22 protein-coding genes, 1 tRNA gene and 1 pseudogene are annotated in these 25,609 nt (G+C 70.6%); 5 read left to right on the top strand and 19 right to left on the bottom strand.

What is annotated here, in order from left to right:
- Positions 1 to 66: 66 nt before the first annotated feature.
- Positions 67 to 312, bottom strand: coding sequence for a hypothetical protein (locus tag AC0IW9_RS21920; protein WP_471650431.1), 246 nt, complete (start codon positions 310 to 312; stop codon positions 67 to 69).
- A 65-nt stretch (positions 313 to 377) separates the two neighbouring features.
- Entirely contained in the window at positions 378 to 1,214 is an 837-nt protein-coding gene (locus tag AC0IW9_RS21915; protein WP_471650430.1) for an LLM class F420-dependent oxidoreductase, read from the bottom strand.
- A gap of 104 nt (positions 1,215 to 1,318) precedes the next feature.
- Between AC0IW9_RS21915 and AC0IW9_RS21910 the strand changes: the two genes are divergently transcribed.
- Positions 1,319 to 1,741 (top strand): RidA family protein, encoded by a 423-nt coding sequence (locus AC0IW9_RS21910; protein ID WP_471650429.1) that lies wholly within the window; start codon positions 1,319 to 1,321, stop codon positions 1,739 to 1,741.
- On the opposite strand, the gene AC0IW9_RS21905 is transcribed toward AC0IW9_RS21910, so the two are convergent.
- The 6 genes from AC0IW9_RS21905 to gyrA form a co-directional block, all read right to left on the bottom strand.
- Positions 1,738 to 2,541 (bottom strand): phosphate/phosphite/phosphonate ABC transporter substrate-binding protein, encoded by an 804-nt coding sequence (locus AC0IW9_RS21905; protein ID WP_471650428.1) that lies wholly within the window; start codon positions 2,539 to 2,541, stop codon positions 1,738 to 1,740. The genes AC0IW9_RS21910 and AC0IW9_RS21905 overlap by 4 nt on opposite strands.
- A 115-nt stretch (positions 2,542 to 2,656) precedes the next feature.
- Positions 2,657 to 2,732: transfer RNA gene (locus AC0IW9_RS21900), tRNA-Lys, on the bottom strand.
- An 83-nt stretch (positions 2,733 to 2,815) separates the two neighbouring features.
- A complete protein-coding gene (locus AC0IW9_RS21895) occupies positions 2,816 to 3,343 on the bottom strand; it encodes a peptidylprolyl isomerase (RefSeq protein ID WP_471650455.1) in 528 nt (175 codons plus the stop codon).
- A 97-nt stretch (positions 3,344 to 3,440) separates the two neighbouring features.
- Positions 3,441 to 3,989, bottom strand: coding sequence for a peptidylprolyl isomerase (locus tag AC0IW9_RS21890; protein WP_471650427.1), 549 nt, complete (start codon positions 3,987 to 3,989; stop codon positions 3,441 to 3,443).
- 25 nt (positions 3,990 to 4,014) lie between these two features.
- Positions 4,015 to 4,527 carry a pantetheine-phosphate adenylyltransferase gene (coaD, locus tag AC0IW9_RS21885; RefSeq protein ID WP_471650426.1) on the bottom strand — a complete coding sequence of 171 codons (513 nt, stop codon included), beginning with the start codon at positions 4,525 to 4,527 and terminating at the stop codon, positions 4,015 to 4,017.
- Positions 4,524 to 7,280, bottom strand: a complete 2,757-nt coding sequence (gene gyrA / locus AC0IW9_RS21880) for a DNA gyrase subunit A (RefSeq protein WP_471650425.1) — start codon at positions 7,278 to 7,280, stop codon at positions 4,524 to 4,526. The genes coaD and gyrA overlap by 4 nt, the downstream gene beginning before the upstream one ends.
- Before the next feature lie 213 nt (positions 7,281 to 7,493).
- On the opposite strand from gyrA, the gene AC0IW9_RS21875 reads away from it, so the two are divergent.
- Positions 7,494 to 9,731 carry a N,N-dimethylformamidase beta subunit family domain-containing protein gene (locus tag AC0IW9_RS21875; protein ID WP_471650424.1) on the top strand — a complete coding sequence of 746 codons (2,238 nt, stop codon included), beginning with the start codon at positions 7,494 to 7,496 and terminating at the stop codon, positions 9,729 to 9,731.
- 43 nt (positions 9,732 to 9,774) lie between these two features.
- Here AC0IW9_RS21875 and AC0IW9_RS21870 read toward each other — a convergent pair whose 3' ends face one another.
- Both AC0IW9_RS21870 and AC0IW9_RS21865 read right to left on the bottom strand, forming a co-directional pair.
- Complete coding sequence (locus tag AC0IW9_RS21870) at positions 9,775 to 10,974, bottom strand: DUF1501 domain-containing protein (RefSeq protein ID WP_471650423.1); 1,200 nt, start codon at positions 10,972 to 10,974, stop codon at positions 9,775 to 9,777.
- A gap of 2 nt (positions 10,975 to 10,976) precedes the next feature.
- Positions 10,977 to 12,350 carry a DUF1800 domain-containing protein gene (locus AC0IW9_RS21865; RefSeq protein WP_471650422.1) on the bottom strand — a complete coding sequence of 458 codons (1,374 nt, stop codon included), beginning with the start codon at positions 12,348 to 12,350 and terminating at the stop codon, positions 10,977 to 10,979.
- 125 nt (positions 12,351 to 12,475) lie between these two features.
- Here AC0IW9_RS21865 and AC0IW9_RS21860 point away from each other — a divergent pair, with 125 nt between their 5' ends.
- Positions 12,476 to 13,936, top strand: coding sequence for a hypothetical protein (locus AC0IW9_RS21860; RefSeq protein ID WP_471650421.1), 1,461 nt, complete (start codon positions 12,476 to 12,478; stop codon positions 13,934 to 13,936).
- Positions 13,937 to 14,017: 81 nt separating this feature from the next.
- Here the strand turns inward: AC0IW9_RS21860 and ssb are convergent, their stop codons facing one another.
- Positions 14,018 to 14,551, bottom strand: a complete 534-nt coding sequence (ssb, locus tag AC0IW9_RS21855; protein ID WP_471650420.1) for a single-stranded DNA-binding protein — start codon at positions 14,549 to 14,551, stop codon at positions 14,018 to 14,020.
- A 193-nt stretch (positions 14,552 to 14,744) separates the two neighbouring features.
- Between ssb and uvrA the strand changes: the two genes are divergently transcribed.
- Positions 14,745 to 17,609 (top strand): excinuclease ABC subunit UvrA, encoded by a 2,865-nt coding sequence (gene uvrA, locus AC0IW9_RS21850; protein ID WP_471650454.1) that lies wholly within the window; start codon positions 14,745 to 14,747, stop codon positions 17,607 to 17,609.
- 59 nt (positions 17,610 to 17,668) lie between these two features.
- Here the strand turns inward: uvrA and AC0IW9_RS21845 are convergent, their stop codons facing one another.
- The 7 genes from AC0IW9_RS21845 to AC0IW9_RS21815 form a co-directional block, all read right to left on the bottom strand.
- Complete coding sequence (locus tag AC0IW9_RS21845) at positions 17,669 to 18,628, bottom strand: dihydrodipicolinate synthase family protein (protein ID WP_471650419.1); 960 nt, start codon at positions 18,626 to 18,628, stop codon at positions 17,669 to 17,671.
- A 10-nt stretch (positions 18,629 to 18,638) separates the two neighbouring features.
- A complete protein-coding gene (locus AC0IW9_RS21840; protein ID WP_471650418.1) occupies positions 18,639 to 19,595 on the bottom strand; it encodes a Bug family tripartite tricarboxylate transporter substrate binding protein in 957 nt (318 codons plus the stop codon).
- Between the two features lie 19 nt (positions 19,596 to 19,614).
- Positions 19,615 to 20,235, bottom strand: a complete 621-nt coding sequence (locus AC0IW9_RS21835) for a thiamine pyrophosphate-dependent enzyme (RefSeq protein ID WP_471650417.1) — start codon at positions 20,233 to 20,235, stop codon at positions 19,615 to 19,617.
- Positions 20,236 to 20,778, bottom strand: coding sequence for a thiamine pyrophosphate-binding protein (locus tag AC0IW9_RS21830; protein WP_471650416.1), 543 nt, complete (start codon positions 20,776 to 20,778; stop codon positions 20,236 to 20,238).
- Between the two features lie 10 nt (positions 20,779 to 20,788).
- On the bottom strand, positions 20,789 to 21,769 hold the full coding sequence (locus AC0IW9_RS21825) for a Bug family tripartite tricarboxylate transporter substrate binding protein (protein WP_471650415.1): 981 nt from the start codon (positions 21,767 to 21,769) through the stop codon (positions 20,789 to 20,791).
- Between the two features lie 183 nt (positions 21,770 to 21,952).
- On the bottom strand, positions 21,953 to 22,354 hold the full coding sequence (locus AC0IW9_RS21820) for a VOC family protein (RefSeq protein WP_471650414.1): 402 nt from the start codon (positions 22,352 to 22,354) through the stop codon (positions 21,953 to 21,955).
- 26 nt (positions 22,355 to 22,380) lie between these two features.
- Positions 22,381 to 23,583 carry an acyl-CoA dehydrogenase family protein gene (locus tag AC0IW9_RS21815; protein WP_471650413.1) on the bottom strand — a complete coding sequence of 401 codons (1,203 nt, stop codon included), beginning with the start codon at positions 23,581 to 23,583 and terminating at the stop codon, positions 22,381 to 22,383.
- 174 nt (positions 23,584 to 23,757) lie between these two features.
- On the opposite strand from AC0IW9_RS21815, the gene AC0IW9_RS21810 reads away from it, so the two are divergent.
- A complete protein-coding gene (locus tag AC0IW9_RS21810; protein ID WP_471650412.1) occupies positions 23,758 to 24,417 on the top strand; it encodes a TetR/AcrR family transcriptional regulator in 660 nt (219 codons plus the stop codon).
- A 116-nt stretch (positions 24,418 to 24,533) separates the two neighbouring features.
- Here the strand turns inward: AC0IW9_RS21810 and AC0IW9_RS21805 are convergent.
- A pseudogene (locus AC0IW9_RS21805) lies at positions 24,534 to 25,586 on the bottom strand (acyltransferase family protein); the annotation flags it as partial.
- Positions 25,587 to 25,609: the final 23 nt, after the last annotated feature.

Here is a 25,609-nt window from a genome sequence, read left to right as displayed (position 1 = left end):
TCCGTACTTAGGCCGGGGGAGTGCCGCATGTTCGCGTCGCGCGGTCAATGCGGCTTCGAGCCCAGGTCAGCGGGGCGGCTCCAGCTCCGCCAGGCTGGTCCCCGCCAGCCGCGCCCCGGGCACCGTCACCTCGAACAGCATCAGCCCCGCCGATGTCGCCCGCCCCGGCCGCAGCAGCCCCCGCTGCACCAGCCGCGCCGCCAGCGGGTCATCCGCCGGCGCCACGTAGTGGTTGCGATAGGGCCTGGCGGCGCGGTCGAGGCCCAGCGCCTGGCGAATCGCCTGGAGTTCCTCCGGATCGAGCGGTGGCAATGCGGCATCCTCGGCACGTGCCCCTGCGCAATGCCGCCGCCGCCGCCCGGTTCCCTGGCGCCGCGTCAGGCCGCCAGGGGCGCCAGCTCATCCAGCCGCCGCAGGATGCCGTCGCGGTCGAGGTCCGGCACCTCCAGCAGCGCCCGGGTAATCCCCGCCTCCCGGTAGCCGGCCAGCGCCGCGGCATCCGGCGGCGCCCGGAACACGGTGACGTCGAAGCCGGCCATGTCCCGCCCCGCCGCCTCGGCCATCGCCCGCAACCGGCCCAGCGCCACCGCCGGGTCGAAGCCCGCCCCGGCGCGGGGGAACCAGCCGTCGCAGAACTCGACCACCCGCTTCAGGGTGTAATCCGTCTCGCCGCCCAGCAGGATCGGCGGATGCGGCTGGCGGTGCGGCTTCGGGTAGCACCAGACCGGGTCGAAGTTGACGAACTCGCCGTGGAAGCTCGCCGCCTCCTCGGTCCAGAGCGCCTTCATCGCCAGGATCCGCTCCCGCATCAGCTTGAAGCGGGTGGGGTAGCGCGCCCCGTGGTTCTCCATCTCCTCGACGTTCCAGCCGCCGCCGACGCCGAAGATGAAGCGCCCGCCGGAGAGCCGGTCCAGGCTGGCGACGGTCTTGGCGGTGATGATCGGGTCCCGCTGCGGCACCAGGCAGACGCCGGTGCCGAGCAGCAGCGTCTTCGTCGCCGCCGCGGCGAAGGACAGCGCCACGAAGGGGTCATGGGTATGCACGTAGCGCTTCGGCAACTCGCCGCCGCCGGGGAAGGGCGAGCGCCGGCTGGTCGGGATATGGGTATGCTCGCAGAGGAACAGCGAATCGAAGCCCCGGTCCTCCAGCGCCCTGGCCAGTTCCGCCGGGTCGATGCCGTAGTCGGTCGGGAAGTAGAAGACGCCGGTGCGCATGATGCCCCTCCATCAGTTCGGCCGCAGCTTGCCCCAGCGGGCCGGCGCCGCCTACCGATCGCGGACTGCCGCCCTATCCAACCCCCTGCCCCTGGGTCCCCGCCATGTCCCTGCCCCCGCCGATGTTCTTCCACACCCTCGACCGGGGCCCGGACCGGGTCGCACCCTTCAGCCACGCGGTCTCGGTCGGTCCCTGGGGCTTCATCACCGGCCAGATGCCGACCGACCCGCAGGACAACGCGCGGCCGCTGCCCGAGGGCATCGAGGCGCAGACCCGGGCGGTGATGGAGAACCTGACGCTGGTCCTGGCGGGCATCGGCTGCGACCTCTCGATGGTCGCCATGGCCCGGGTCTACCTGACCGAATTCCAGCGCGACTATGCCGCGATGAATGCCACCTACGCGGCCTATTGGCCGCCCGGCCGGCTGCCGGCCCGCACCTGCATTGGCACCACCGGCCTCGCCCGGGATGCGCTGGTCGAGATCGACCTGCTGGTCTACCGGCCGGAGGGCATCGCCGCGACCTAGGCCAGCACCGGGTAGCCCAGCGCCACCGCCTCGGCGACATAGGCCTGCTGCACCGCATAGCGGGCCGGCTCCGGCGGCAGGATATCCGCCAGCAGCAGCCCGGCCCGCGCCGCGGCCCATTCCGGCGCCCGTGCCACCGCGAACAATGCCTCCTGCAACAGCGCCACCAGCGGCTCCGGCGTCGCCGCGGCGGTGACGAAGGGAATGGCCGGACTTGCGGGCGTCAGCGCCAGCACCCGGGTCAGCGCGCCGAGCCGTGGCCGGTGGCGGCGGAAGAAGGCATAGGTCACGCAATCGACGCAGGTCGCATCCACCTCGCCCCTGGCCACCCGCTCGATATTGCCCGGCTGGCCATGCGTCTCGGCGACCGAGCCGAAGAAGGGCCTCCCGCCCCCCAGCTCCGCCAGGGCACGGCGCGGCAGGTTCATCCCCGAATTCGAATGGAGACTGTTGAAGGCGAAATCGGAGCCCCGCAGATCCTCCAGGCGCCGGAAGCCCGAATCGCGGTGGACGACGAAGACCCCCGCATGGCTTGGCCCGTCGCAACCGGGCACCGCATAGGCCGGCACCCCCAGCAGCCGCGCCTGCCCGGCATAGATCGTCTGCAGGGGCCAGCCGCAGACCTGGGTGAAGAGCGTATCCGGCTCGATCGCCCCGGGCACCGGCGGCCGGGTGAAATCCGGCGTATCCGGCAGGCCGGTGATCCCGCGCCGCGCCAGTTCCTCCCGCAGCGCCCGCCAGAAGACGGCATTCTCCGCCCGCATCTCGGGCAGGTTGTACATCGGCAGGCTGACGCGCATCAGCGCCGCACCTGAAAGGGCTGGGTCATGCTCATCGCCTCCGCACAGGGCTTCGGCCGGATATCATCATGGGATTGCAATGGCGACCAGCGCCTGCGGACCCGTCGGGCCAGGCTGGTGAGCCGGGTGGGACTCGAACCCACGGCCACGAGATTAAAAGTCCCGTGCTCTACCGGCTGAGCTACCGGCTCACTGTGCCCCGGAGGACAAACCGACGCGGGCGCCCCAAAAGCCTGGGACGCCCGCCCGTGTCAAGCCTTGGCGGTCACAAGCCTCAGGCCGCAGCGGCATCCGCCGCGATGGTCGCCTTGATCAGCTTGTCGGGGCCCTGGACCATGCCGTTGCCGCCGCCGCCGCGCTTGATCTTGTCCACGGCTTCCATGCCGGAGGTGACCTTGCCCCAGATGGTGTACTGGCCATCCAGGCTGCTGGCCGGCGCGAACATGATGAAGAACTGGCTATTGCCGCTGTTCGGGTTGCCCGACCGCGCCATGCCGCAGGTCCCGCGCACGAAGCGGGCCTTGTTCGGCGGCGAGAATTCGGCCGGCAGGTCGGCATGGCCGATGTCGCGGGCGCCGCCCATGCCGGTGCCGGTCGGGTCGCCGCCCTGGGCCATGAAGCCCTCGATCACGCGGTGGAAGACCGTGCCGTCGTAGAAGCCGGCGCGGACCAGGGTCTTGATCCGCTCGACATGCAGCGGCGCCAGCTCCGGCTGGAGCTGGATGGTGACCTTGCCGTCCTTCAGCTCCAGGATCAGCGTATTCTCCGCCGCCGGATCGGCTGCCTTGGCCTCATTGGCCATTGCCGCGGGGGCATCGGCCGGGGGAATCTCGGTCGGGATCTCGGTCGGCGGGGTGCCGGCTTCGTCGCTCATGGCGATCTCCTGTTGGTTGGTATGGTCAGGCGTTGACGATGCGGGCGCGGATCAGCTTGTCCGGACCGCTCACGGTGCCGCTGCCGGGCACGCCGCGCTTGATCTTGTCCACGGCATCCATGCCGGCGATGACCTTGCCCCAGATGGTGTACTGGTTGTCGAGGCTCGGCGCCGGCGCGAACATGATGAAGAACTGGCTATTCGCGCTGTTCGGATTCTGGCTGCGGGCCATGCCGCAAGTGCCGCGGATGAAGCGGTACTTGTTGGTGAACTCGGCAGGCAGGTCGGGCAGGTCGCGGGCGCCGCCGGTGCCGGTGCCGGTCGGGTCGCCGCCCTGGGCCATGAAGCCCTCCATCACCCGGTGGAAGGGCGTCCCGTCGTAGAAGCCGCGGCGGACCAGCAGCTTGATCCGCTCGACATGCTTCGGCGCCACGTCGGGCAGGAACTGGATGGTGACGTTGCCGTCCTTCAATTCCAGCACCAGCCGCTCCTCGGCACCCTGGGCCAGGGCGGGCGTGGCAAGGCTGCTGGTCGCCGCCAGGGCGGCAAGCCCGGCAAGGTCGCGTCGGCGCATCAGATCTCTCCCGAGAATTCGTGGCTTAATCCGTTGCCGGGTTGCGCACCCGGGCCAGGGTCCGCTCCAGCGTCAATTTCGGCACGAAGGTGCTCACGTCACCCCCGAGCCGGGCGATTTCCTTCACGAAGCGCGAGGAGATGAACTGGTTCGTCTCGCTCGCCATCAGGAAGACGGTTTCAATCGCCTGGTCCAGCCGGCGGTTCATGCCGGCCATCTGGAATTCGTAGTCGAAGTCGGACACGGCGCGCAGGCCGCGCACGATCATCCCGGCTCCGACCTGCTGGGCGAAGCCGATCAGCAGTCCCTCGAATGGCACCACCTCGATGATCGCCCCGGTCCGTTCCGCGACCGGGCCGCATTCGGCCCGCACCAGCTCGACGCGCTCCTCCAGCGGGAACAGCGGCCCCTTGCCGGTATTGATGGCGACGCCGATCACCAGGCGGTCCAGCAACCGGGCAGCCCGGCCGATGACATCCATATGGCCATTGGTCACCGGGTCGAAGGTGCCGGGGTAGAGGCCCACGCGCTCCGTCATGATGCGTCCCCGGCCTCGGCGGCGCCCTGGTCATCCGGCTGATCATCCACGACCGGGAAGCAACTGGTCACGGTTTCCCCCTCATCCAACCGCAGCAGGGTCACCCCCATGGCCTGCCGCCCGGTGACCCGCACCTGGTCGGCCGGCAGCCGGATCAGGCGCCCGTTGTCGGTGATGAGCATCACACCATCCCCGGGCCGCACGGGGAAGGTGGCGACCACCGCGCGGCCCGTCCGCTTCGTCAGGGTGATGCCGGTGATCCCCTGCCCGCCCCGGCCGGTGACCCGGTATTCATAGGCCGAGGTCCGCTTGCCGAAGCCGCCATCGGTGGCGACCAGCAGGTATTCCTCCGCCTGCTCCATCGCCTCGAATTTCTCGGGCGGCAGGGCGATCTCGGCAACCTCCTCGCCCTCCTCGGCCACCGCTTCGGGCATCGGCGCATCGACATCCTCGCCGGTCGCCCGGCGCTTCTGGGCGGAGGCCTTGAGATAGGCCTGCCGCTCATCCGGCGTCGCATCGACATGCCGCAGCACCGCCAGGCCGATCACCCGGTCGCCCTTGCCGAGCCGGATGCCGCGAACGCCGGAGCTGTCGCGGCTGGCAAACACCCGCAGCGTATCGTCGGTGACCTGGAAGCGGATGGCCCGGCCCAGATGCGTCGCCAGCAGTACGTCGTCGCCATCGCGGCAGGTCTGCACCCCGATCAGGCTGTCGCCGTCATCCAGCTTCATCGCGATCAGCCCGGAGGCGCGGACATTGCGGAAGTCGGAAAGCCGGTTGCGCCGGACATTGCCCTGCAGCGTGCCGAAGACCAGGTGCAGCCCTTCCCACAGGGTCTCGTCCTGCGGCAGCGGCAGCACCGCGGTCACCTGCTCGGCTTCCTGCAGCTGCAGCACCTGGCGCAGGCTGCGGCCCTTGCCGGTGGCGCCGCCCTCGGGCAGCTGCCAGATCTTCTCGCGGAAGGCGATGCCGCGGCTGGTGAAGAACATCACCCACTGATGCGTATGGGCGATGAAGCTGCGCACCACCACGTCGTCCTGCCGGGTGCCGGCGGCGCTGCGGCCACGGCCGCCGCGATGCTGGGCGCGGAAGGTCTCGAGCGGGGTGCGCTTCACGTAGCCGTCGCGCGTCAGGGTGACGACCATCATCCCCGGCTCGATCAAGCTCTCGTCGTCCAGGTCGCCGGCATAGTCGACGATCTGCGTCAGCCGCGGCGCGGCGATCTGCGTGCGCACGGCGCGCAGCTCCTCGGCCATCACCTCCATGCGCCGCGGATAGCTGCCGAGGATCTCGAGCAGCTCGCGGATGCGGCCGCCCACCTCCTCCAGCTCGGCGGTCACCTTGTCCCGCTCGAGCCCGGTCAGCCGGTTCAGCGTCAGCGCCAGGATGCCGCGGGCCTGCGCCTCGGTCAGCCGGACGGTATTCTCCGGCGTCACGATATTGCCGGCATCGTCGATCAGCGACAGCAGCACGCCGACATCGCCCGCCGGCCATTCCCGCGCCATCAGGCCGGCGCGCGCCTCGGCCGGGTCCCGGCTGGCGCGGATCAGCTTGATGATCTCGTCGATATTGGCGACCGCGATAGCGAGGCCGATCAGCAGGTGCCCCCGCTCCCGCGCCTTGGCCAGGCGGAAGCGGCTGCGCCGGAGGATGACCTCCTCGCGGAAGGCGATGAAGGCGCGCAGCGCGTCCAGCAGCCCCATCTGCTGCGGCCGGCCGTTGTTCAGCGCGAGGAAGTTGACCGGGAAGGAGGTCTGCAGCTGCGTCATGCGGTAGAGCTGGTTCAGCACCACCTCCGCCGTCGCATCTCGCTTCAGCTCGATCACCATCCGCATGCCGTCGCGGTCGCTCTCGTCGCGCAGGTCGGAGATGCCCTCGATCTGCTTGGCCCGGACCAGCTCGGCGATCCGCTCCATCAGGGTCGACTTGTTGACCTGATAGGGGATCTCGGTGGCGACGATGGCCTGGCGGCCGCCGCGCATCTCCTCGATCTCGCATTTGGCGCGCAGCGGAATGGAGCCCCGCCCGGTCTCGAAGGCGCTGCGGATGCCGGCCCGCCCTAGGATGATGCCGCCGGTCGGGAAATCCGGCCCGGGCACGATCTCCATGAGCTGCGCCAGCGTCGTCTCCGGGTCGGCGATCAGCGCCAGCGCGGCATCGATCACCTCGGTCGGATTGTGCGGCGGAATATTGGTCGCCATGCCGACGGCGATGCCGTTGGCGCCGTTCACCAGCAGGTTGGGGAAGGCGGCCGGCAGCGCCTTGGGCTCGCTCTCCGACTCGTCGTAGTTCGGCTGGAACTCGACGGTGTCTTCCTCGATGCCTTCCAGCAGCGCGGTCGCGGATTTGGCGAGGCGCACCTCGGTGTAGCGCATCTGCGCCGGCGGATCGCCGTCGACGCTGCCGAAATTGCCCTGGCCGTCGATCAACGGCACCCGCATGGAGAAGGACTGCGCCATCCGCACCATGGCATCGTAGATGCTGGCATCACCATGCGGATGGTACTTGCCCATCACGTCGCCGACCACGCGAGCCGACTTGCGGTGCGGCTTGTCCGCGGTATAGCCGCTTTCCTGCATCGCATAGAGAATCCGGCGATGCACCGGCTTCAGCCCGTCCCGCGCATCGGGCAGTGCCCGGGCCACGATCACGCTCATCGCGTAATCGAGGTAGGACCGGCGCATCTCCTCCTCGAGGCCTACCGGGGCGGTATCACCCGTCCCCCCGCCAGCGCCGTTTTCGGTCTCGCTCACGCCTATCGGCTTCCTTGTCTGGGGCGATGCGCCCCGCGCTTTGGTCGCGCCGGCGGCCGGGCCATGCAGGATGGCCCCGGCGCGCGGGCGACCGTGGATTCAGACCGTATATATAGGCGTTCGGCCCTCATCCGCCAAATCGCCAGGCGTCGATTGACACCCTGCCGACCGGGCGAAACACTTTCCCCTCCGGTCGAGAGGATGCCGCCGTCCATGCTTCCCATCACGGGCTATGCCGACCGCTGGAGCGTGAAGCCCGGCGAGACCATCCGCTTCATGGTCAGCGTCGCCGGCGCCGCCAGCTATGCCGCCCGAATCGCCCGCATCCACTGCGGCGACCCCAACCCGGCCGGCCCCGGCTACCGGGAGGTGCCGATGCCCTCCGCCATCGACGGCAGCCACCCCGGCCAGGAGCAGCCGATCCGCCGCGGCAGCTGGGTCGAGGTGCCGGCGGTCGACCTCGGCCCCAACCACCCCCCTGGCGGCCGTCCCATCGGCCTCGTCGCCACCATCTGGCCAACCCTGGTGGAGACCCCTCGGGTTGTCCTGGCCTGGCAGGGCAACGGCGTCTCGGTCGCCCTAGGCCTCGGCCCGGACGGCGCCTTCTGCCGCGTCAACGGCCAGCTCGTCTCGGCCGGGGTACCGCTGACCGACCGCGCCTGGCACGACATCGCCCTGGTGCTGGACCCGGCCGCCGGCACGCTGACCCTGGCCCAGCGCCCCCGCCGTCCCCGGCTGGACCGCGCCGAGGCCGCCTCCGTCACCGCGCCCTTGCCGGCCATGCCAAGCGGGCTGGGCGCCGCCAGCATTGCCGCCGCCCGGCTGCCCGAGCCCAGCGCCCATTTCAACGGCAAGATCGAATCGCCCCGCATCGCCGCCGGCCTGGATGCCGCCGCGCTGCTGGAGGCCCAGGCCAGCGGCACCGCCCTGCCCGCCGGCTGCACCCTCGCCGCCTGGGACTTCGCCCTCGGCATCACCGGCGACCGCGTCGTCGATACCGGCCCCGGCGGCTGGCACGGCCGCTGCGTCAACCTGCCGACCCGGGCCATGACTGGCTCCCGCTGGACCGGCGCCGTCCAGCGCTGGACCGAGGCGCCGGCGCAATGGGGCGCCATTCATTTCCACGACGACGACATGGGCGATGCGGCCTGGGCACCCTCGCTCAGCCTGACCATCCCGGCGGATTGGCCAAGCGGCGTCTATGCGCTCCACCTCGAGGGCGCCGGCTGGAAGGACAACATCCCCTTCTACATCCGCGCCACCAGGCCCGGCGCCCGCGCCCGCGTCGCCTTCCTGGCACCGACCTTCAGCTACACCATCTACGGCAATTTCGCCCGCCCCGGCCGCCAGGCCGCACTGGCCGAGCGCGCCGAGGCCTGGGGCGCCCTGCGGCAATCGCCGGACGCCCATCCCGAATACGGCCATTCCACCTACAACTGGCACAGCGACGGCAGCGGCATCGCCTATGCTTCCATGCGCCGGCCGATGATCGACAAGCGGACGAACCACATCCAGATGATGGATCCCTCGCCCGAGGGCTCCGGCACCTACTGGATCACCGCCGACAGCTACATCACGGATATGCTGGACCGCTCCGGCATCGACTACGAGGTGGTCACCGACCACGACCTCCACGCCGAGGGTGCCGCGGCCCTGGCGCCCTATGCCGTGGTCCTCACCGGCCAGCACCCCGAATACCACTCGGTGCAGACCCTGGACGCCGTCGCCAACTACATTGAGGGCGGCGGCCGCTTCGTCTACCTCGGCGGCAACGGCTTCTACTGGAAGGTCGTCCCGCATGGGGAAGGCCCCTGGGCGCTCGAGATCCGCCGCGCCGAGGGCGGCATCCGGCTCTGGGCGGCCGAGCCCGGCGAATCCTACCATGCCTTCGACGGCACCTATGGTGGGCTGTGGCGCCGCCTCGGCCGGCCGCCGCAAAGCATCGTCGGGATCGGCTTCAGCACCCAGGGCGACTATACCGGCCATCCCTATACCTTCGCCCCCGGCATCCTCGACCCGCGCGTCGCCTTCCTCCGGGAGGGGATCGACGCCACCCCCGGCCGCGAATTCGGCGAGCGCGGCTTCATGGGCGGCGGCGCCGCGGGGCATGAGCTGGACCGTGCCGATGTCCGCCTCGGCACCCCGCGCCACGCACTGGTGGTCGCCACCGCCATCGTCCATGAGCCGAGCTATGCCCCGGTGAACGAGGAGCGCTACGACCATACCCTCTGGCCCCGCCAGCACGACGACGTCATGCGCGCCGACGTCACCTTCTTCGAGGCGCCGAAGGGCGGGGCGGTGCTGTCCTTCGGTTCCATGAATTACATCGGCGCCCTGCCGGTGGACGGCTACACCAACGCGGCCGCCCGGCTGGTGCTGAACGCCATCCGCCGCTTCGTCGACCCGGCGCCGTTTCCCGGATTCCCCGCGGATGCCGGCTCCCGGAAATAGCTGAGGGGCCTGGGGAGAATACCTTCTCCCCCGCCTTTCCGTCCTACCCGATCAACCCCCGTACCCGCGCCACACCCGCCGACTGCGGGAAGATCCGCTCGCCAAGCACCCGGTCCTCCAGCCCCAGATGCTCGGCCAGCAGGCCTTTCATCACCGCCCGCAGGTCGGTGGTCGGAGCCAGGTCGCGCCCTTCGCGCAGCTGGTGCTCCGCCAGGCCCGGCCAATCCGCCAGCACCCGGCCGCCCTTCACCGCGCCGCCGATAAGGAAAGCGACCGTTGCGGTGCCATGGTCGGTGCCGCGGCTGCCGTTCAGCCGCACCGTGCGGCCGAACTCGGTCACCACCACCACCACCGTGTCCGCCCAGACCGGCCCCAGTCCGGTGCGGAAGGCGGCGATCGCATCGTCCAGCGAAGCCAGCCGCTTCGCCAGCCCGCCCTGGATCGAGCCCTGGCCCGAATGGGTATCCCAGCCGGTGAAGGACATGCTGGCGATCCGCGGCCCATCCGGCCGCGCCATGATCCGCGCCGCGGCGATGGCATCGGTCGAGAAATCCGGCCGCCCCGCCGCCGCCCGCGGCGCCGCGCCATCCGCCATGGTCAGCGTATCGAGCTGCACCCCATCCCGCAGCGAGGCCGCCAGCCTGCCGTCCCGCGCCTCATAGAGGTCGAGCAGCCGCGCCACCGTATCGTCGTCGGCATAGCGGAAGGCCTGGCGCTGCCAAGTCTCCACCGGCGCCGCGCCGAGCATGATGACCGGGATGGTGGGCGCGATCGCAAGGCCCTTCGGCGGCGGCAGCCGCTCGCCGCGCGGCATCGCCTCCAGCGCCCGGTTCAGCCAGCCGCTGCGGCTGCCGGCCAGCAGATCCGGCATGCCGTTCTCCAGCATGTCCTGCGCATCGAAATGCGAGCGCTGCCGATAGGGCGTCGCCACCGCATGGACGATCAGCGCCTCCCGGTCCCGGTAGAGCTGCGCCAGCGCCGGCATGTTGCGGTTCAGCGCGAACAGCCCGTCGAGCGGCACCGTCGCCCCGGCCTCGCGCTGCTCAGGCGCCAGCCGGGCGCTGTCGAAGGCCGGGTCGCCCAGCGCCGGCACCGCCGCCAGCCCATCGAGGCCGCCGCGCAGCAGCACCACCAGCAGCCGCGGGTCGCGCCGCGCCGCACTCGCCAGCATCGGCCGGTAGCTCCAGGCGAACAGCGTGCCGGCGCCCTGCAGCAAGGCCCGGCGGGAGGCGAAACCGGTCATGCCTATCTCCTCTGGTATTCCGGGCTCATCAGCAGCAGCACCAGCGCTTGGCGCGGATCGGCGGCCCGCGCCACCGTCCGCCGGGTCTCGGCCGAGGCCGCGGCGCCGAAGGCCTGGTCCAGCAGCGCCCGGGCATCCAGCCCGGCCGGCTGCCGCGCCGCCAGCTCCAGCGCCCAGTCCAGCCGGGTCTTCACCGCATCCGGGGCGCCCCAGGCTTCATCCGCCTCCGGCCAGCCGGCCGGTGCCGCAGCGCCGCGATAGGGCTGGCCCATGGCCCGCAATGCCGCCATCGGCTGCGGCGGCGCCGGTGCCCGGCCGAGCAGCCGCGCCGTCGCCAGCATCAGCTCGATCGGCGGCCGCAGCTTGGCCAGCGGCAGGTCGCCGGCGGCCGGCGCCTGTACCAGCGCCCGGGTCACCGCCCGCAGGTCGCCGCCGCTGTCCTGGAAAACCTTGGCCAGCCCCGCCGCCACCGCCGGCGGCGCCGCATCGCCGAGGAAATGCCGCACCGTCCGCCGGGTGACGTGCCGCGCCGTGCTCGGGTGATGCGCCAGGTCGCGCAGCACCGCCTTGAGCTGGTCCGGCCCGGTATCCGGATAGCGGCGCCCGAGCACCATCTGCGGCCCCGGCTCGTGCATCGCCGGGTCGAAGCGCAGCCGCTCGGCATCGGGGGTGTCGTTGATCCCGACGTCGATGGTCCAGCCGGTCAGGATGCGGGCCAGGCCGATGACGTCCTCCTGGGCATAGCCGCCATCCACCCCGAGGGTATGCAGCTCCAGGATCTCGCGCCCCAGGTTCTCGTTCAGCCCGACCTTGCGACGCAGCCCGCGTGGCGAATTCGGCCCGGTCGAGACCCGGTTGTCGAGGTAGCAGAGCATCGCCGGATGGGTCGCCGTGGCGAGGAGCATATCCTCGAAGCGCCCGAGCAGATGCGGCCGCACCGCCTCCTGCTCGAAGGAGGCGCCGAAATAGCCGACGTACAGCGGCACGGCCGTCGCCGAGACGGTGAAATGATTCAGCCAATGCAGCGCCAGCCGCTCGATCAGCGGCGCCGGCGTTCCGATGGCAGTCTCGATCCGGTGGCCGAGATCGGCCTGCAGCACCTGGCCGGGCGAGGGGAAATCCGCCTCCGGCATCGCCGGCGGCGCCATGCCGGCGCCCGGCTCGGCCGACTGGACTCGGCGCTGCTGCACCAGACGCCGCTGCCGCATCACCAGGCCGACCGTGGTCGCGGTATCCGGCAGGCCGGCATCCCGGGCCTGGGCCGGGGGCCGATCAAGCTGCGCCAGCAGCGCGGCGCGTGGGTCGCTGCCGAGCCGGGCCAGCTCCCCGCCGGCGGCACCCAGACCGAAACGTTGCACGGCGATGATGGGCTGCATGCCGCATGCTTACACCTGAAGCTGCTTGTCCGGCACGTTTCAAACCGTCTCCGCGAAGGTGCAGGCGCCGTGGGAACCCGAGGCAGCGAGGGCGGCTAACGCCTCGCTGATCCGGGAGCCCTTGTTTGTCCTCGTCCCTCCATGCCCATCCCACCCCGACCCGGGCGGGCCTTCCGCCGCTCGTCTGGTTCCTCCTCATGGCCCTGCTGACCGCGGCCTGCCTGACGCCGGCGCTGCTGAACGGCACGCCGCCGGTCTTCACCGATACCCAGAGCTACCTCGACAACATGAACCGCTTCCGGCCGAGCCATATGCGCGCCTTCGGCTATGGCGCCTTCCTGCGGCTGTCCGGCGGCCTGGTCAGCCTGTGGCTGCCGGTCTTCGCGCAGGCGGTGCTCTCCGCCTGGCTGGTGCTGCGGTTCCTGGCGCTGGAGCAGGCGCGCTGGCCACGGCGCTGGCAGGGGCCCCTGGTCCTGGCCGCGGTGGCGCTGCTGCTGGTGGGGCCGCTGCCCTGGCTGACCAGCTGGCTGATGCCCGATCTCTTCGCCGGCCTGATCGTGCTGGCGCTGGCCTTGCTCGGGCTGCACTGGCGCCGGCTCGGCTGGCTGGAACGGGTGGCGCTGATCGTCTTCCTCTGCGGTGCGGCCAGCATCCACCTGACGCATCCGCCCCTGCTGCTCGGCCTGGCGCTGGTGCTGGGGGTGCTGGCGCTGGCGTCGCGCCCGGTCCGGGCGGCGGCCGGGCGGCTGGCGGCGGTGGCGCTGCTGGCCGCGGCCATCGGGGCGGGGTCGCTTGTGGCCTCCAACCTCCTCGCCTACAGGACGCCGACGATCTCGCTGGGCTCGCCGGTCTTCCTCTTCGCCCGGCTGCTGGAGGACAGCGACGTGCCGGCGGCGCTGGCGCCCTATTGCGCCAAGGGCGCGCCCTGGGTGAGCTGCCACTACCTCGACCGGCTGCATGTCGGCGCCGATGAATTCCTCTGGCTCGCCAGCTCGCCGCTGCGCCAGATGGGCGAGGTGAAGGATTTCTACCCGGAGGCGGCGCAGCTCAACCCGCTGATCCTGCGGCAGGTCTGGCCGCAATGGCTGCTGGCGACCGCGAAGCGCACGCTGGCGCAGATGGTCACCTTCAACCTGGGCGACGGATTCGACGCCGAGGGGCCGACCATGCTGGCCGAGGATATGCCGCGCTTCGGGCTGCCCTGGGTCGTGCCACTGATGACGGGCAGCAAGCAGTTCGACAACCGGCTGTTGCCCTATGCCCCGGTCGCCCTGGCCGATGCGCTGGGGGCCGCGGGACTGCTCGGCGTGCTGGGGTTCGGGATCTGGGGCGTCGCAAGGCGGCGGCCGGCGGTATGGTGGCCGGCGGCCCTGTTCCTGTTCCTGTGGCTCGGCAATGCCGCCGTGATCTCCCTGGCCGCGCCGGTGCATGACCGCTACGGCACCCGCATGGTCTGGGTGGCGCCGCTGCTGGCGCTCAGCATCGCCTTGCGGGCGGGCCGGGGAAGGCCGGCCGGGGATACGGGGGATACGGTGGGACCCGACGCGCGGGACACGGCGGTCCTTGCAGGACATGCCGCCGACTGAACCGGCAGCTCCGCAGGACGCAGCCGCAAGGCCTGCCCCCGGTCTTCCGGAGGCAGGCCGGTTGTATGCGGAAACGAGGCTTCAGAACGGGATATCGTCGTCCAGGTCGCTGCCGCCGCCGCCGCCCTTCGGCTTGTCCCAGCCGCCGCCACCACCGCTGCCGCCGCTCCGGCTCGGGGCCCGGTCGCCGCCGCCGCCGCCGCCGTAGCCACCGGAGGCCCGGCCGCCGCCGCCATAGCCGCCACCCTCACCGCCCTCGCCGCCACCGCGGCTATCCAGCAGGGTAAGCTCGCCTTTGAAGCGGCCGAGCACGATCTCCGTCGTCTCGCGCTCCTGGCCGTCCTTGTCGGTGTACTTCCGGGTCTCGATCGCCCCCTCGAGGTACACCTTGCTGCCCTTCTTCAGGTACTTCTCGGCGATCTCGCCGAGCTTCTCGTTGAAGATGGCGATGCGGTGCCACTGGGTCTTCTCCTTCCGCTCGCCGGACGCCTTGTCATTCCAAGTGTCCGAGGTCGCGATGGAGAACGACACCACCTTGCCGCCGTTCTGCATGTTGCGGGCTTCCGGGTCGCGACCCAGATTGCCTACGAGGATCACCTTATTTACGCCGGCCATGCCGCCAAAACCCCTGGAACCGAGTTGGATGACCTAGCGCGGCCCGGTCCCGAGGACCAGGGCCGCGTCCTATTAAGACCCTTTCCGTGGCCCTGTTATAGTGGCATCACCCCAAGAACACAAGGCGAACGCGGGCCCAGCGCCCCGTGGAGCATGATCTCTTATGGCCAGCCCGACCCCTCCCCCCGTCCCCATGTCCGGTGCCGGCTTCCTCCGCATCCGCGGCGCCCGTACGCATAACCTGAAGAATCTCGACCTCGACATCCCCCGCGGCACGCTGACCGTCATCACCGGCCTCTCGGGCTCCGGCAAATCCTCGCTCGCCTTCGATACGATCTATGCCGAGGGCCAGCGCCGCTATGTCGAATCGCTGAGCGCCTATGCCCGGCAGTTCCTCCAGCTCATGCAGAAGCCGGACGTCGACAGCATCGAGGGGCTGAGCCCGGCCATCTCGATCGAGCAGAAGACCACCAGCCACAACCCCCGCTCCACCGTCGGCACCGTCACCGAGATCCACGATTACATGCGGCTGCTCTGGGCCCGGGTCGGCGTGCCCTATAGCCCGGCGACCGGCCTGCCGATCGAGGCGCAGACCGTCTCCCAGATGGTCGACCGGGTCATGGCCCTGCCGGAGGGCACCCGCCTGCTGCTGCTCGCCCCCGCCGTCCGCGGCAAGAAGGGCGAGTACAAGAAGGAGCTGGCCGAATACCAGCGCCGCGGCTTCGAGCGGGTGAAGGTCAACGGCACCCTGTATCAGATCGCCGAGGTCCCGGCGCTCAGCAAGAAGCTGAAGCACGACATCGAGGTGGTGGTGGACCGCATCGTGGTCCGCGACGGCATCGCCCCCCGCCTGGCCGACAGCTTCGAGACCGCGCTGGGTCTCGCCGACGGCATCGCCTATGCCGAGAATGCCGACACCGGCGAGCGCACCGTCTTCAGCGCCAAATTCGCCTGCCCGGTCAGCGGCTTCACCATCGAGGAGATCGAGCCGCGGCTCTTCTCCTTCAATAGCCCGCAGGGCGCCTGCCCGAGTTGCGACGGCCTCGGCACCCAGACCTTCTTCGACCCGATGCTGGTGGTCCCCGACGACCTCCGCACCCTGGCCGAGGGTGCCGTCGCCCCCTGGTCCGGCGCGCAGTCGCCCTACTACGACCAGACGCTGGAAAGCCTGGCGCGCCACTACAAGGTCGCCACCACCAGCCAGTGGGGCGACCTGCCGGCCAAGGTCCGCCACGCCATCCTCCACGGCAGCGGGGAGGAGATCGTCACCCTCCGCTACAAGGATGGCCTCCGCAGCTACGACGTGAAGAAGCCCTTCGAGGGCGTGCTGCCCAACCTCGAGCGCCGCTACCGCGAGACCGACAACCCTTGGGTGCGGGAGGACCTCTCGCGCTATCAGGCGGCCAAGCCCTGCCCGGCCTGCGACGGCCACCGGCTGAAGCCCGAGGCACTCTCGGTCAAGATCGCCGGCCGCCACATCGGCGACGCCGCCCGCCTGTCCATCCGCGACTGCGAACGCTGGTTCGGCACCGTCTTCGAGACGCTGACGCCGCAGCGCCAGGAGATCGCGCGGCGCATCCTGAAGGAGATCGCCGAGCGGCTGAAATTCCTGGTCGACGTCGGGCTCGACTACCTCTCGCTCGGCCGCTCCTCGGCCACGCTCTCGGGCGGCGAATCCCAGCGCATCCGGCTGGCCTCGCAGATCGGCAGCGGCCTCACCGGCGTGCTCTACGTGCTGGACGAGCCCAGCATCGGCCTGCACCAGCGGGACAACGAGCGGCTGCTTGGCACGCTGCGGCGGCTGCGCGACATCGGCAATACCGTGCTGGTGGTGGAGCACGACGAGGATGCGATCCGCGCCGCCGACTACTTGGTCGATATCGGCCCGGCGGCCGGCGCTGGCGGCGGCCGCGTGGTGGCCCAGGGCACGCCCGCCGAGGTCACCGCCAATCCGGCCAGCCTGACGGGCGACTACCTTTCCGGCCGCAAGCGCATCCCGGTGCCGGAGGTCCGGCGCAAGGCGGACCGCAAGCGCGTGGTGAAGGTCATCGGCGCCAGCGGCAACAACCTGAAGGACGTCAGCGCCGAATTCCCGCTCGGCACCTTCACCTGCATCACCGGCGTCTCCGGCGGCGGCAAGTCCACGCTGGTGATCGAGACGCTGTACAAGGCCGCCGCCCGCCGGCTGATGGGCGCCGGCACCGTCCCCGGCCCGCACGAGAAGATCGAGGGCCTCGACCAGCTCGACAAGATCATCGACATCGACCAGTCGCCGATCGGCCGTACCCCGCGCTCCAACCCGGCCACCTATACCGGCCTCTTCGCGCCGATCCGCGACTGGTTCAGCGAGCTGCCGGAAAGCCGCGCCCGCGGCTACAAGCCCGGCCGCTTTTCGTTCAACGTCAAGGGCGGCCGCTGCGAGGCCTGCCAGGGCGATGGTCTCGTCAAGATCGAGATGCACTTCCTGCCCGACGTCTACGTCACCTGCGATTCGTGCAAGGGCAAGCGCTACAACCGCGAGACACTGGAGGTGAAGTTCCGCTCCAAGTCCATCGCCGACGTGCTGGAGATGACGGTGGACGAGGGCGTCGAGTTCTTCTCCGCCGTCCCCTCCATCGCCGAGAAGCTGCGGGTGCTGCGGGAAGTCGGCCTCGGCTATATCCACCTCGGCCAGCAGGCGACGACGCTGTCGGGCGGCGAGGCGCAGCGCATCAAGCTCTCGAAGGAGCTGGCCCGCCGCGCCACCGGCCGCACCCTGTACATCCTCGACGAGCCGACCACCGGCCTGCATTTCGAGGATGTGCGGAAGCTGCTGGAGCTCCTCCACCAGCTCGTCGATACCGGCAATACGGTGGTGGTGATCGAGCACAACCTCGAGGTCATCAAGACCGCCGACTGGATCCTCGACCTCGGCCCCGAGGGTGGCGACGGCGGCGGGATCATCGTCGCCCAGGGCACGCCGGAAGACGTGGCGGCCACCCCCGGCAGCCACACCGGCCGCTTCCTGGCGCCGTTGCTGGATACGCCGCTACCGGCAAAGAAGCGCAAACGCGCTTAACTTACAAAAATAGAAGGGCGGGGTCCGGGGAGGGAATACCTTCCCTCCCTGGCCTTACCTTACTCCGCCGCCAACCGCTGCGCCGGCAGCAACCCCGCCGCCGCCAAAGCCTCTCCGATCCGCCCAATCTCGGCGGCGCTGATCTTCTTCAACGGCGGCCGCACCACCGCCCGCGGCAGCTTGCCCAGCAGCACCAGCGCCTCCTTCATGCGGTTGTGCATGTCGAAGAAGGGCTCGGCGTAGAAGACCTCCGCCGTCGGCCGGATGCGGGCATTGATCGCCTGCGCCGCCGCCATGTCGCCGCGCTGCACCGCCTCGAACAGCGCCACCTGCAGCTCGGCGATCACGCTGCCGGAGCCCGAGAGCAGCCCCTGGCAGCCCGTCACAAGCGAGGGAAACAGCCAGGCACTATGGGTGCTCAGCACGTTGACCGGCCGGCGCAGCGCGGAGAGCGCCACCACATGCCGCTCGGCCACGGTCGGGTCCCCGCTCCAGTCCTTGATGGCGCGGATCGTCGGCACCTCCGCCGCCAGCTCCTGCAGGGTTGCCAGCGGATAGGTCAGGCCGGAGGCCAGCGGATACTGGAACAGGATCAGCGGCAGGTCGGTCGCCGCAGCGATGGCCCGCACATGGTCGGCCAGGCACTCCGGCCGCGCCTGGGTGCCGCGCGCCAGCACCGTCGGCGGAAAGACCAGCAGGGCCGAGGCGCCACCCGCCGCCGCCGCCCTGGCCAGCCGCACCGCCTGCAGGGTCCCGTCCGAATAGACCCCGGCCACCACCGGGATCCGGTCGCCCACCTCCTCCATGGTCAGGGCCAGCACCGCCTCCTGCTCGGCCGGATCGCAGGAGGCGACCTCGGAGGCATGGGCATTGGTGGTGATGGCGCTGATGCCGCGCACGCCGCCGAGGTCGCGCAGATGCGCCCGGTAGCTGGCGGCATCGATCGAGAGGTCCTCGTGGAAGGGCAGCAACGCGGCCGGGATGACGCCGGCGCAGTCGAAGGCGGGGAAGCGGGGCATCCTGGGCTCCTCAATCCATGAACAGGTTGAACTCGGTGGCGATCTGCCGGTAGCGGGCATATTCCCCGGCGATGAAGGCACCGAAGCGCCCGGCGCCGCCGCCCTGCGGCTCCAGCCCCGCCTGGGCCAGCCGCGCCCGCACCTCGGCATCATGGATGGCCAGGTTGGCCGCGACGTTCAGCGCGCCGATGATCCCGGCCGGCGTCCCGCGCGGCGCCACCAAGCCGTTCCAGCCGACCAGGTCCATGCCGCGGAAACCCAGCTCGACCAGGGTCGGCGCCTCGGGGAAGACCGGCCAGCGGGTCGCGCCAGTCGTCGCCACCGGAAACAGCGCCCCGGCCTCCACCTGCGGCCGGGCCGCGGCGGCGTAATGCAGGTCCAGCCGCCCGGCGAGGACTTCCTGGATGGCCGGAGCGTCGCCGGCGAAGTGGATCGGCTCGAAGGTCACGCCGGTCTGCTGCGTCAGCATCAGCGCCAGGATATGCCCGGTGCCGCCCGGCCCGGTGGTGCCGAAGGTGACGCGGCCCTCGCGCCTGGCCAGCCCAATCAGGTCGTCCATGCTGCGAAGCGGCCGGTCCGCCCGCACCACCAGCGCGAAGGGGGAGATCACGCCGAGCATGACCGGGGCGAAATCCTCCACCGGATTGTAGCCGACGTTGCGCCGCAGCGCCGGCGCCTGGGCATTGCTCGCGGCATTGGCGGCCAGCAGGGTATAGCCATCGGCCGGCGCCGCCCGCACCAGCGCCGCCCCGATGGTGCCGGCCGCGCCCGGCCGGTTCTCCACCACCACGCCTTGTCCCAGGGTCCGGGTCATATGCGCGGCGACCAGCCGGGCCGGAATATCGGTCAGCCCGCCCGGGGCGAAGGGCACCACCAGCCGGATCGGCCGGTTCGGAAACTCCAGCGCCAGTGCGGGCGCGGCAGCCACGGTGAATGGGGCCAGCAGCAAGCCACGGCGTCGCAGCATGGCCCCATCCTCCCTCGCGCTATCCCGGCAGCTTGCTCTTCTTCGCACCCATGCCGCGCATGAAGCGGTCGCGGATCTGCACCGGGTCGCGCTCGGTCTGGGTCACCGGCCCCTGGTCATCCAGCTTCAGCCCGATGAAATGCGGCCCGTCGGTCTCGAGGCAGTGCTGCACCAGCCGCTCGAAATCCGCCTCATCCGCCGCCCAGCCGGCGTTCGGCAGGCCGCAGCCGCGGGCGATGGCGGCATAGTCGGCGCCCCCCGCGGCCGGCGTCCCCTGCCCGCCGGTGATCTGATAGACGCCGTTGTCCATCACCAGGATCGTCAGGTTCTTCGGCGCCAGCGAGGCCACAGTGGCGAGGCAGCCGAGCTGCATCAGCAGGGAGCCATCGCCCTCCAGCGCAAACACCCGGCGGTCCGGCTGCGCCAGCGCGACGCCCAGGGCGATCGGGATGGCGAGGCCCATGCTGCCCAGCATGTAGAAGTTCTGCGCCCGGTGCCCGGCCGACCAGAGGTCGAAATTGGTATGGCCGATGCCGCCTACCACCGCCTCGTTCTTGGTCAACCTGGCGACAAGACGCTGGGTCAGGTCGAAGCGGTACATGCGCTTGGCGTTGTGCGCCGCGGTCAGGATCTCAACCATCTACTGGGCCACCACTTTCGGGGTCACGGCCTTGCCGCCGGTCAGCAGCGGCGAGAGGATCAGCGCCGCCGGCTGCTGCGTCAGATGCGCCTGGCGGATGGTCCGATCCACGACGAACTCGCATTCGTCGAGCCGGGTGACGACATGATAGGGCATCGCCAGCGACTCCAAGGTCGGCCGCATGGTCCGCCAGACCGCCGCCTGCCCGATGTTGAACTCGCCCAGCGTCCCGCGCTCGCTCACCAGCATCAGCACCGGGATCTGGTATGCGCAGGGCAGGCTGGCCAGCACATTCGCCAGGGTGGCGAAGCCGCTGGTCTGCATCAGCACCATGCCCTTGCGCCCGGCCATGACGGCACCGGCGACGATGCCCACCGCCTCCTCCTCCCGCGCCACGGTGAAGGCCTCGAAGAAGGGATCGGCATGGATGCCGGCGATCAGCGGCTTCAGCACATTGTCCGGCACATAGGGGATGAGGCGAACGTCGTTCGCCTTGAGCACGTCGATGACGATCTGGTGCCAGGCGCGGCCTGCGGATTCCATGCGGTCCCTCCTATTCGGCCGCGATCCTGGCCTGCCGGATGACGTCGCGCCAGAGGGGCACCTCCCGCGCCACCCGCGCCTTCAGCCCATCCGCCCCCTCCGGCAGGGCGATCACCCCGCCGGCACGGTAGCGCTGCTGCACCTCCGGCCGGCGCAGCACAACCAGCACCGCCTCGCTCAGCGTCCGGATCACCGCCGGCGGGGTCGCCGCCGGGGCATAGAGGGCATTGAAGGTCTCGGAGACCGCATCCTTCAGCCCCAGTTCCGTCAGGGTCGGCACATCGGGGATGTCGGGGGACCGTTCCGCCCCGGTCTGCGCCAGTGCCTTGATCTGGCCGTTGCGGACCGCGATCTCCACCTGGCCACCCTGGCTGGCGATCAGCACCTCCGTCGTGCCGGCGAGGATCGCCTGCACCGCCGGCCCGGCGCCGAGGAAGGGCACATGCGTCAGGCTCGCCCCGGTCCGCAGCTTCAGCACCTCCCCCGCCAGATGCGGCGTCGTGCCGATCCCCGGGCTGGCATAGTTGAAGCGGTCGGGATTCGCCTTGGCCGCGGCGATCAGCTCCGCGAAACTCGAGATCCCGCTATCCGACCGCACGCAGATCAGGTTGGGCGAGGCGCCCAGCGTGCCGACCGGGGCGAAGTCGCGGAAGGGATCATAGGGCGCGTTCCGGTAGAGGCTGGCATTCACCACGAAGACCGACGACGCGACCAGCAAGGTATAGCCATCGGGCTGGGCCCGGGCGACCACGCCGATGCCGATATTGCCCCCCGCCCCTGCCCGGTTCTCGATCACCACCGGCTTGCCCAGCAGTTCCGACAGGCCAGGGGCCACCATGCGGGCGGAGAAATCGGTGGAGCCCCCGGGCGGGAAGCAGACCACGATCGTCACCGGCCGCTCCGGCCAGCCGCCCTGGGCCGAGGCCCGCCCCGCCGCGAGCCCCGCTGCTGTCGCCAGCGCGACGCGCCGGCCCGTCCGGAATCCTGACACCCGTTCCTCCCCGCCCGGCCGTTGCCCGGCCTGGGTACTGAAACAAAGAAAGGCTGGGAGAAGGTATTCTCCCAGACCCTCATCTATTTTTGGGAGTCGGCATCCGCCGCATGGCGCGTACCGGACTCACAGAGATTAAAGGTGGGGCTTGGGGAGGACATGCTTGCCGCCCCAAGCTTCCCCTCAGGCCGCGGCCGTTTCGTCCGATGGGTAGTTCAGCTCCACCGCTACCCCATCCGGATCATACAGGAACAGCTGCGTCTGGCGGTCGCGCGGGATCACCCGCTCCTCGTGCTCGATCTTGCGCTCGGCCAGGTTCGCCTTCATCGCCGCCAGGCCGGTGCAGGAAAAGGCGATATGGTCGAGCAGCCCGGTCGGCCCGACGTTGCGCGGGATATGCGCATCCCGCTCCCGCGGCCCGATCAGATGCACCGTCGGCTGCCCGCCGCAATAGAGCCAATACCCATCGAAACCGAGCGGCGGCCGGTAGCCGATCTCGAGCCCCAGCACCTCGGTATAGAAATCCTTGGTGCGTTCCAGATCCGCCGGGCGGATCGTGTAGTGGTTCAGCCCATTGAGAGCCATGTCTCGTTTCCCCCGCCTGCCCTGGTCTAGATGAATCGCGCCTGCGGCCGCAGCCCCAGGAAATGCTGGCCGCAGACCTCCAGATGCGCGCTCCGCCCCTGCACCTGCTGGCCGGAGGCATGGATGTCGCGCATCCGCCGCTCGAAGGGCTCGGATTGGAAGATCGCCGTCGCCCCGGCCTCGTGATAGGCCCATTCCACCACCTCCTTGGCCCGGTGGATCGCCGAGGTGGCGGCGAGGCGGATCAGCACCTTCTCGTCCATGGTGATATGTCCGCGCGCCGAGACGGCCTCCCAGGCCTCCTCCAGCGTCTCCAGCAGGAAGGCCCGGGCGGAGCGGAGCTTGGCCTCGTTCTGCGCCAGCCCGTTCTGGATCACCTCGCTGTCGCGCATCGCCCGGCTCGTCGCCGCCGGCGTCTTCAGCATGGCCATGGCGGTGAATTCGTCCAGCATCCCCCGGGCGATGCCCATGGACACGCCGGCGAAGCCGGAGGCGTAGAGATGCGTGGTCGAGAACTGGTACAGCGCCCCGTGCAGCCGGCGCTCGGCCTCGGTATCGCGGCAGACGCTGTACTCGTCCGGCACGAACATCCCGGCGACGCCGTAGGTATCGCTGCCGGTGCCGCGCAGCCCGACCACGTTCCAGGCATCCTGGAAGGCGATCCGGTCCTTCCGGATCATCATGGTCCGCTCGATCGGCTGGCCCTCGGCGTTGCAGCGCAGGGTCCCGTCGCGGTCCTGCACCCGGCAATGCCCGCCGACCCAGGTGGCATGCTTGGACCCGGAGGCGAAGCGCCAGGTACCGGTGACGCGGTAGCCGCCATCCACCACCTCCGCCAGGCCATTGCCCATGCCCCAGGCGACCGCGGCGCGCGGATCCTTGCCCCAGATCTCCCAGGCCACCTCCGGCTCCATATAGGCCGCCGCCATCGAACAGCCTGAGGCCTGGCCGAGGCACCAGCCGGTGCTGGCATCGGCGGCGGCGATCACCTCCTGCAGCCGGACGAAGGTGGCGGGCCGCACCTCCTCCCCGTTGCAGGCGCGTGGCAGCAGGGTGCGGAACAGCGCGGCGCCATGCATCGCATCCAGCACCTCCGGCGTCAGCGCCCGCTCCCCCTCGATCCGGGGTGCCGCGGCGGCGATGATCGGGGCCAGGGCACGGGCCCGCGCAACCGGATCGGTTCCCGCACCGGGGGCAGGCGCGCCGGACAGGTCGAGTGCCGCACTCATGCCGCGCCAAGCTCCTTCAAGAAGTTGGTCGAGTGACCATATCTCGGCGCCGCTGCCGTTCCGTGTCAAGCGCCGCCTTGCCGAAGCGCCCGTCACGGTCGCTGGCCAAGCGGCCCGTGCCAAAGCGCCGGCGGCGCGGTATAGGGCGCCGGCACGATGGGATGATGGCAAGGCATGGCGTTGGGCGAGAAGACGAAACCGGTGGCCGAGGCAGGCCCCAGCGTCCGCGACCGGATCCTGGACATGGCCCAGGCGCTTTTCGCCGAGCACGGCTATTCCGCCGCCTCGACCCGGGCCATCGCCCAGGGCGCCGGGGTGAACCTCGCCCAGCTGCATTACCATTTCGGTGCCAAGCGGGACCTGTTCAAGGCCGCCTACATGCGCGGCGCGGTGCAGGTGACGGAGGCCCGCAGCCAGGCCCTCGCCGCCGCCCGCGCCCAGCACGGCGATGGCCCCATCCCGCTCGAGGCCCTGGTCCGCAGCTTCGTCACCCCCTTCATGCTGAACGGCCAGACGCCGGAGGGCCGCGCCACCATGCGCATGCATGCCCGCCTGCATACCGAGCCGGACGACATCTCGAAGGATGTCCTCAGCACCGTCTACGACGACACCACCCTGGCCTATACCGCCGAATTCCAGCGGGTGCTGCCGCATCTGGCGCATGAGACCATCTGCTGGCGGCTCTATTTCATGATGGGCGCCTATCGCTACACCCTGCTGCGCACCGGCCGGCTGGAAGCCATGTCCGGCGGCGCCTGCGACAGCGGCGACTTCGAACGCGCGGTGGCGGAGATCGTGCCCTTCCTCTGCGCCGGCCTCGCCGCGCCCGGCTGACCAGCTCGAGGCTGGCCAATCCCGGGCTGGCCCATGGCCGCGGCCCGCGGCCGCGCCTCCATCCCGACCAGGAGCCGCGGCACGGCCCAGGGAAGCACCAGCAGCCGATAGGCCAGCAGCGAGACCACCGTGGCCCCGGCCGTGATGGCCAACACGGTCAGCCAGGCCGGCCCGCCGAGCGGCAGCAGCAGCATCCCCAGCACCAGCACCGGGACATGGTGCAGCACATAGACCGGCATGGTCGCCTCCCCCAGCCAGCCCAGCAGCGGGCTGGCCGCCGGCGGATGCCGGCCGGCGAAACCCAGCCCCGCGCCGATGCAGCCCCAGGCGCAGCAGCCGACCCCGATCCGCCCCAGTGCCGAAGGCCCGGCCAGCACCACCACCGCCAAGCCGGCCAGGGCCAGCAGCCCCAGCCAGGGCGCCTCCGCCCGCAGCCGCATCTCGAAGCCCGGCCAGGCCGCCAGCACCCCGCCGCCCAGGAAGCACAGCGCGAAATAGCCGAGGTTCGCCCAGTCCTGCACCAGGTTCGGCAGGAAGGGCCAGTAGCCCCCGCTGGCCGCGAGATAGAGCCCGAGCACCGCCGCCGGCAGGAAGGCCATCGCCCGCCCCGGCACCCGCGCGGAGGGCAGCCGCCGCGCCAGCCGCTGCAGCAGCGGCAGCAGCACCACGGAGATGACCAGCAGATAGGCCAGGAACCAGAGATGCGACCAGGTCAGCAGCTGCAACCGGCCGAGGTAGCGCGGCAGAAATTCGAGGAAGCCGAAGTCCGGCGGCGCCACCAGCCGGAAGCCGTTGACCCGCAGGTCCCGCCCCTGCCCCAGCTCGATCCATTTGATCACCGGCCCCAGCAGCAGCACGCCCGCCACCAGCGGCAGCAGCACCCGCCAGAACCGGTCCCGCAGAAAGCGCCCGGCGGTCCGCCGCCGCAGCGAACCGACCGAGGACCAGCCCGCCAGCACGAAGAAGATCGCCAGGGTGGCGATGCGCATGGCCTCGTAGCCGAGGGTGGCCACCGCCCAGGGCACCGCGCTCTTCACGTGGTAGCGCGGCTCCTCGGCATAGATCAGCAACGCATGCGCCAGGATGACGACGCCGCAGACGACGACCCGCAGCAGATCCAGGTCGGTGCGGCGACCGGTGCCCGTGGTTATTGTTTCGGTTTGCGACATGCCGCGGTCATGCGGCAGCCGCC

It is taken from the genome of Belnapia sp. AC561 (assembly GCF_979252845.1).
This window is presented reverse-complemented; position numbering and strand designations above follow the sequence as displayed.